5 protein-coding genes are annotated in these 5,966 nt (G+C 73.3%); 1 reads left to right on the top strand and 4 read right to left on the bottom strand.

What is annotated here, in order from left to right:
* Both ACWDX9_RS58510 and ACWDX9_RS58505 read right to left on the bottom strand, forming a co-directional pair.
* A partial coding sequence (locus ACWDX9_RS58510) for an AAA family ATPase (RefSeq protein WP_449972103.1) occupies positions 1 to 1,729 on the bottom strand: 1,729 nt, incomplete at its 3' end.
* Positions 1,730 to 2,839, bottom strand: coding sequence for an exonuclease SbcCD subunit D (locus ACWDX9_RS58505; RefSeq protein ID WP_449891399.1), 1,110 nt, complete (start codon positions 2,837 to 2,839; stop codon positions 1,730 to 1,732).
* Between the two features lie 107 nt (positions 2,840 to 2,946).
* On the opposite strand from ACWDX9_RS58505, the gene ACWDX9_RS58500 reads away from it, so the two are divergent.
* Positions 2,947 to 4,440: an alpha/beta hydrolase family protein gene (locus ACWDX9_RS58500; protein WP_449972100.1), complete on the top strand. Its 1,494-nt coding sequence runs from the start codon at positions 2,947 to 2,949 to the stop codon at positions 4,438 to 4,440.
* Here the strand turns inward: ACWDX9_RS58500 and ACWDX9_RS58495 are convergent.
* Both ACWDX9_RS58495 and ACWDX9_RS58490 read right to left on the bottom strand, forming a co-directional pair.
* The gene (locus ACWDX9_RS58495; RefSeq protein ID WP_449972097.1) at positions 4,413 to 5,336 is read right to left on the bottom strand and encodes an alpha/beta hydrolase; all 924 of its coding nucleotides are present in this window, start codon (positions 5,334 to 5,336) and stop codon (positions 4,413 to 4,415) included. The genes ACWDX9_RS58500 and ACWDX9_RS58495 overlap by 28 nt on opposite strands.
* 1 nt (position 5,337) lies before the next feature.
* The coding region (locus tag ACWDX9_RS58490; protein WP_449972095.1) for an enoyl-CoA hydratase-related protein at positions 5,338 to 5,966 on the bottom strand (629 nt) is incomplete at its 5' end.

Here is a 5,966-nt window from a genome sequence, read left to right as displayed (position 1 = left end):
CGCGGAGCGCCTGGGCGTGGTCCACGAGCGCCTGGTGGGCGGCGGCGGCCGCCTCCAGCTCAGCGGCGAGGGCCTCGCGGCGGTGGGTGGCCTCCAGCGCGGCCCTGGCGGCGTCGAGCCCTGCGGACGCCGCGGGGATGGCCGCCGCCTCCGCCTGCACCTCGGCCAGGGCCGCGGCGGCGTCGGCGATCCGCTCGGGCAGCTCGGCCTCGGCGGCGGACACCGCGGCCTCGCGCTGCGCCAGCGCGTCGAGCTCCGCGGCCAGCCTGGCCAGCTCGTCGTCGATCTCGATCAGGTGGGCGGCGGCGTCGCGTACGGCCTGCGCGGCCGGGATCCTGGCGGCGTCCATGCGCGCCTCGGCCAGCCTGCCCTCGGCCCGCTCGATGAGGGCGGGCAGGGCGGCCAGCCGCTTGCTGACGGCCTCGTCGGCGCCGACCAGCTCGGCCAGCTCCTCCTCCACGCGCAGCAGGTCACGCCGGACCACCGACAGCCGGGCCTCCTCGGTGAGCAGCTCCGACAGCCGCGCGATCTCGGCCTGCCGCTCCCGCTCCAGCGCGGCCAGCTCGGCCGCCGACGGCTCACCCACCGACCGCCCGCCCGGCACAGGCCTGACGGCAGCTGAGCCCTCCCACGCCGAGCCGCCCGGTGAGTGGCCGGTGGCGGCGGCCGCCTGCCGGGCGAGGAGGGGGCGGGCTCGGGCGAGCGCGTCGGCGGCCAGGGCGCGTGCCTTGGCGGCGGCCTCCGAACGCTGCCTGACCGCCGTGATCAGAGGCAGCACGCGATCGGCCCTGGCCGCGTCGTCGAGGATGGCCTGCAGGTCGGCCCGTTCGTCCGCCCGCTCGTCAAGGGTGCGGCGCATGGTGAGCGCCTCGGCGTGCCGGCGCTGCCGGTCGGCCAGCGCGGCGGCCTGCTCGAACCGCAGCCGCGCCGAACGCGCTGCCTGCCCGGCCGCCTCGTGCTCCTCGCCCGCCCGGCCCACGACGGCCCGCGCGGCGTCGAGCAGCGCCCCCGCCCACCGCAGGGGATCGTCCTCGGGCTCGGAGACCCCGTCCAGGTCGTCGCCGGCCGCCTCCTCGACCCGCTGGACGGCGAAGTCGACCTCCTGCCGGAGCTCCTGCGCCTCCCGGAAGGCCAGCTTGCGGTGCTCGGCCAGCCACGACTCCGCCTGGGTGAAGACCTTGACCGAGAACAGCCGCTCCAGCAGCCTGCGGCGCTCCTCCCCCTCGGCCCGCAGGAACTTGGCGAAATTGCCCTGAGGCAACATCGCCACCTGGCAGAACTGGGCGGCGTTCATGCCCAGCAGCCCGCCGATCAGGTCGCCCGCCTCGTCCAGCCGGGTGGTCAGGCCCTGCCACTCCGACCCGCGCCACTCCGAGACGACGACCTTGGGCTTCTCCTCGGTGAACCCCGTCCCGCGCAGCTTGGGCCGCTGCCAGGACGGCGAACGCTGGATGCGGAGTAACCGCCCGCGGATGGACACCTCCAGCGTGACCGAGGGCCCGGCCGACGGCGGGGCGTGGTCGCAGCGGAGGCTGCGGGCGTCGTTGCGCTGCGGGTCGGGCACCTGACCGTAGAGGCCGAAGCAGAGCGCGTCGAGGATGGTGGTCTTGCCCGCCCCCGTGGGCCCCTGGATCAGGAACAGGCCCGCCTCGGCCAGCGCGTCGAAGTCGACCGTCTCGGTGCCCGGGAACGACCCGAACGCCGTCAGCGAGAGCCGGTGCGGCCGCATCTACGCCATCGTCTCCTTCACCCTCGACGCCTCGATGGCCTGTCTTAGCAGGTCTTCCTCGTCACGTGCGGCAGGCTCGCCGCGTACTTCCCTGACGAAATCGAGGGCCACCTCCGCCTCCGGCCGCCCGCTCACCTGAACGGGCTGGGCGGCGGGCGCGGCGCCGACCGGGTCGAAGGAGAGGGCGAGGGTGTGGGGGAAGCGGGCGCGCAGCCGGTCCATGGCCGATTTGGGGCGGACGGCGTCGGTGAGGGTGACGTGCAGCCAGTGGTCCTCGTACGGCGTGTGCCGGGCAGAGGTCAGCAGCTCCTCCAGGTCGCCCCGCAGCCGCCCCACGGGCCGCGGCACCGGCGCCGGCACGAAGTCGGCCCCCGAGCCGAGCGTGACCAGCCACGAGCCCTTGACGTGGCCGACCTCCGAGAACGAGTACGCCAGCGGCGACCCCGAGTAACGCACCGTCTCCGACATGCGCTGCCGCCCGTGGAGGTGGCCCAGCGCGACATAGGACACCCCGTCGAAGGCCGACAGCGGCACGTGGGCCACCCCGCCCACGCTGATGTCGCGCTCGCTGTCGCTGGCCTGGCCCCCGACGACGAAGCAGTGCGACAGCACCACCGAGGCGCGGCGGCGGGCGGCGTCGGCCCTGACGCGGTCCATCGCGTACGTGAGGGCCGCCGTGTGGCTCCGGTCGGGCAGCTCCCAGGCGTGGCGGACCAGCTCGGGCTCCAGGTAGGGGATGCCGTAGAAGGCCACGTCGTCGATCAGCACCGGCTCCCAGGAAAGGTCGGGCGAGGTGCGCACGTGCACCCCGGCGGCCTCGAAGAGGCCCGAGCCGAAGCGCAGCCGCAGCGCCGAGTCGTGGTTGCCGCTGATCAGCACCACCCGCGCCCCCGCCGCGCGCAGCCGCCCGAGCGCCGAGTCCAGCAGGGCGACCGCGTCGACCGGCGGCAGCGCGCGGTCGTAGACGTCGCCCGCGACCGCCACCACGTCGACCCGCTCCGCCCGGACCGTCTCCACCAGGTGGTCGACGAACGCCTCCTGCGCCGAGAGCAGGCTCTCGCGATGGAACGAGCGCCCCAGATGCCAGTCTGAGGTGTGCAGGATCCGCATGTCGCAGGAAGCTAACAGCTCTCACCGACAAATGCGGCCTCATCTGTCCCGCAGGCCGGGAGTAGGCTAGAAGATCGGCGGGCAAACCAACGCACATGGGGAGGCCGATGCGCACTGGCCGTGGCACCTTGAGCGTCGCCGCCGGTCTGGTGCTGGTGGCTCTCGCGACGGTCGGATACGTGTTGCCGCCCGCGTTCGATCCGCCGCCGCTCAAGGTGGATCCAGCCTTCCAGACGATCCCGGCGCAGCCCACGAGCGAGCTGCGGCCGGTGGTGGCGGTCGATCCCGTCCGCAGGGAGGAGATCTCCGTCTCGGCGGAGGGTCAACGCCTGGACGGGACGCTCCGGTTGCCGGTGACGCCCGGGCGGCACCCGGCGATGGTGTTCGTGTCGGGGTCGGGCAACGGGTCGCGGACGGAGTTCACGCCGCAGGCGGAGTTCCTGGCCAAGGCGGGCGTGGTGACGATCGCGTTCGACAAGCGCACGATCGGCTACAACTTCCGCCAGCGGGACTTCTCGCTGCTCGCCGACGACGCCCTGCGCATGGTGGAGCTCCTGCGCACGCGTCCCGAGGTCGACCCGGCCCGCATCGGCCTGTGGGGGGTCAGCGAGGGCGGCTGGGTGGTGCCGATCGCCGCGGCGAAGAGCACGGCGGTGGGGTTCGTGATCCTGGTGTCGTCCCCGAACGTCTCCCCGCTGCGCCAGGTCGCCTGGGCGCTGAACGAGCAGCTGCTCCGGCTGCGGGCCCCGATCGGCGCGCGCGACCTGCTGACCAGGGCCATGGGCGGGGTCGGCTTCAACTTCCTCAGATATGACGCGCTGCCGGCATTAAGCGGGATCAGACAGCCGGTCCTGGCCTTCTACGGCACCACCGACCCCTCGATCCCGTTCGTCGAGTCCACCCAGGCGCTCGTCAAGGGCATGAACAAAGCGGGCAACGACGACTACACGATCCGCTTCATGGCCAAGGGCGACCACGCCATGCGGGTGAACGGCGGCCCCTTCACCAAGGGCTACCTGGAAACGCTGGCCAACTGGATCACCGGCCTGCCCGGCACCGCGCGGCCCGCCCTGCACATGGCGGGCGCGACGCCGGTGCAGCGGTACGAGGCCAGCGACGTGCCGGCCGCCCCCTGGTACGCGGGCGGCACGATGCTCGGGCTGACGATCTGCCTGGCCGCCGTCGGCTACGTGGCGGGCCCCGTCGCGGCCATGGTCGTACGCCTGCGCGGCCGTCCCCAGGTCCCCGCCGAGACGAACGCCAGGCTGTGGCCCCCGATCAGACGCCGGCTCAGCCGGATGGTCTGGACGGGCCTGGGCCTGCTGGCCTCGGTGATCGCGTTCATCATGTTGCTGGTGCTGTTCTCGGTCAACCAGGCGGGCGCCTGGCCGGCCGTGCTGGCCGGCTGGCTGATCGTGCGGCTGCTCGCGGCGCTCATGCTGATCCAGGAGGTGACGGCGGTGGCGGCGTTCGTGTCGGCACTGCGCGAGGGCATGCGGCCGGGCCGCTGGCAGCACGTGGCCGTCGCCGGCGTGCTGGGCGGCACGGGGCTGCTGCTGGTGGCGGCGGCCTACTACGGGCTGTTCTCCTTCCCCTGGTAGACATAGGCGTCCATCCAGCGGTCCAGCTCGGCGAAGACCTGCTTGCGCGCCGGCTCCGCCGACAGCACCAGGTCGTGCAGGCCGTCCGGGATGCGCACGCACGTGACGTGCGGGCCGAGCGAGGTGGCCCAGCGGGCGATGTGCTGGGGATCGAGCACGATGTCCGCCGAGCGGGCCTCCGGGACGAGGTCGCGTACCCGCAGCCCGTTGGTGGAGGCCAGCACGAGGACCGGCACGTCCACCGCGAGCCCCGCCTGCAGCCGCCGCTGCGCCCGGCGGATGGCGGCCAGCCACATGGCGTGCACGGAGAAGCCGCCCAGCGGCTTGAGCTCCAGGTCGTAGTCCCACTCGCCGCCCTCGCTGCGGTGCAGCGTCTGCCCGTAGACGGTGCTGACCCCCAGCGGGAGCGCCCACCGCGTGTACGAGAGGGGCGTCTTGAACAGGTCGGCGGCCATGCGCAGCGGGGCGGGCACGTTCAGGTCGAAGAACGGGCTGTTGAGCACCATCCCCTGCACCAGCCCCCGCCCGCGGACCCGGTCGGCCCACAGGGAGGCGACCAGGCCGCCGGTCGAGTGGGCGTTGATCGTCAGCTCGTCGTGGTCCTGCCTGACGATGCGGACGGCCTCGTCGATCTCGGGGAAGTAGTCGGTGACGCTCCTGATCAGGCCCCTGGTCTGGTGCGGCAGCAGCGAACGCCCGTATTTGCGCAGGTCGAGAGCGTAGAAGTCGATGCCGCGCTGGACGTAGTGGTCGGCGAGGTGGTCCTGGAAGAAGTAGTCGGTGAACCCGTGCAGGTAGAGCACCGCCCTGCGGGATCCCGCCTTCCTGGAGACCAGCGTCGCGACGACCTCGCCCTCGAAGTCGTCCGGCAGCTGCAGCACGGTGATCTCGTACATGCTAGACACCATAAGGATTGTCCGGCCATGACGGGACACCGGGCGGCAGATCCTCGCTCACCCGCATCGGGAAGTCCGCCGGGCGCTTCTCCAGGAACGCCGTCACCCCCTCGACCGTGTCGGGCGCGCCGCCCAGCTCGGCCATGACGCGCGAGTCGGCCGCGTGCGCCTCCCACGGCGAGGACGCCGACAGGCCCGACCACATCAGCCTGCGGATGGCGGCCACGGAGACGGCCGAGGTGTTGTCGGCGATCTCGCGGGCCAGCGCGTACGCCGCCGGCAGCAGCTCCTCGGGCGGATACACCCGCGAGACCAGCCGCCCTTCGAGCGCCTCGGAGGCGGGGAAGATCCGGCCGGTCGCGGCCCATTCCATGGCCTGGGCGATGCCGGCGATCCTGGGCAGGAACCAGCTCGACGCGGCCTCGGTGACGATGCCGCGCCGCGCGAACACGAACCCGAACCGGGCCTGCGCCGAGGCCAGCCGGATGTCCATGGGCAGCGTCATCGTCAGCCCGACGCCCACGGCGGGGCCGTTGATCGCGGCGATGACCGGCTTGAGCGAGCGGGCGATCCGGAGCGCGACCGTGCCGCCGCCGTCGCGCGGCACCCCGTCCACCAGCTCGCCGCGGG

The sequence above is a fragment of the Nonomuraea sp. NPDC003201 genome (assembly GCF_053590415.1).
Note: the sequence above shows the minus strand (reverse complement) of the source record. Positions and strands in the feature narration are given on the sequence as shown.

Excerpts from the sequence above, each read along its gene's own strand:
- ACWDX9_RS58505 (WP_449891399.1), bottom strand. The coding sequence starts at position 2,839 with ATGCGGATCCTGCACACCTCAGACTGGCATCTGGGGCGCTCGTTCCAT.
- ACWDX9_RS58500 (WP_449972100.1), top strand. The coding sequence starts at position 2,947 with ATGCGCACTGGCCGTGGCACCTTGAGCGTCGCCGCCGGTCTGGTGCTG.
- ACWDX9_RS58495 (WP_449972097.1), bottom strand. The coding sequence starts at position 5,336 with ATGTACGAGATCACCGTGCTGCAGCTGCCGGACGACTTCGAGGGCGAG.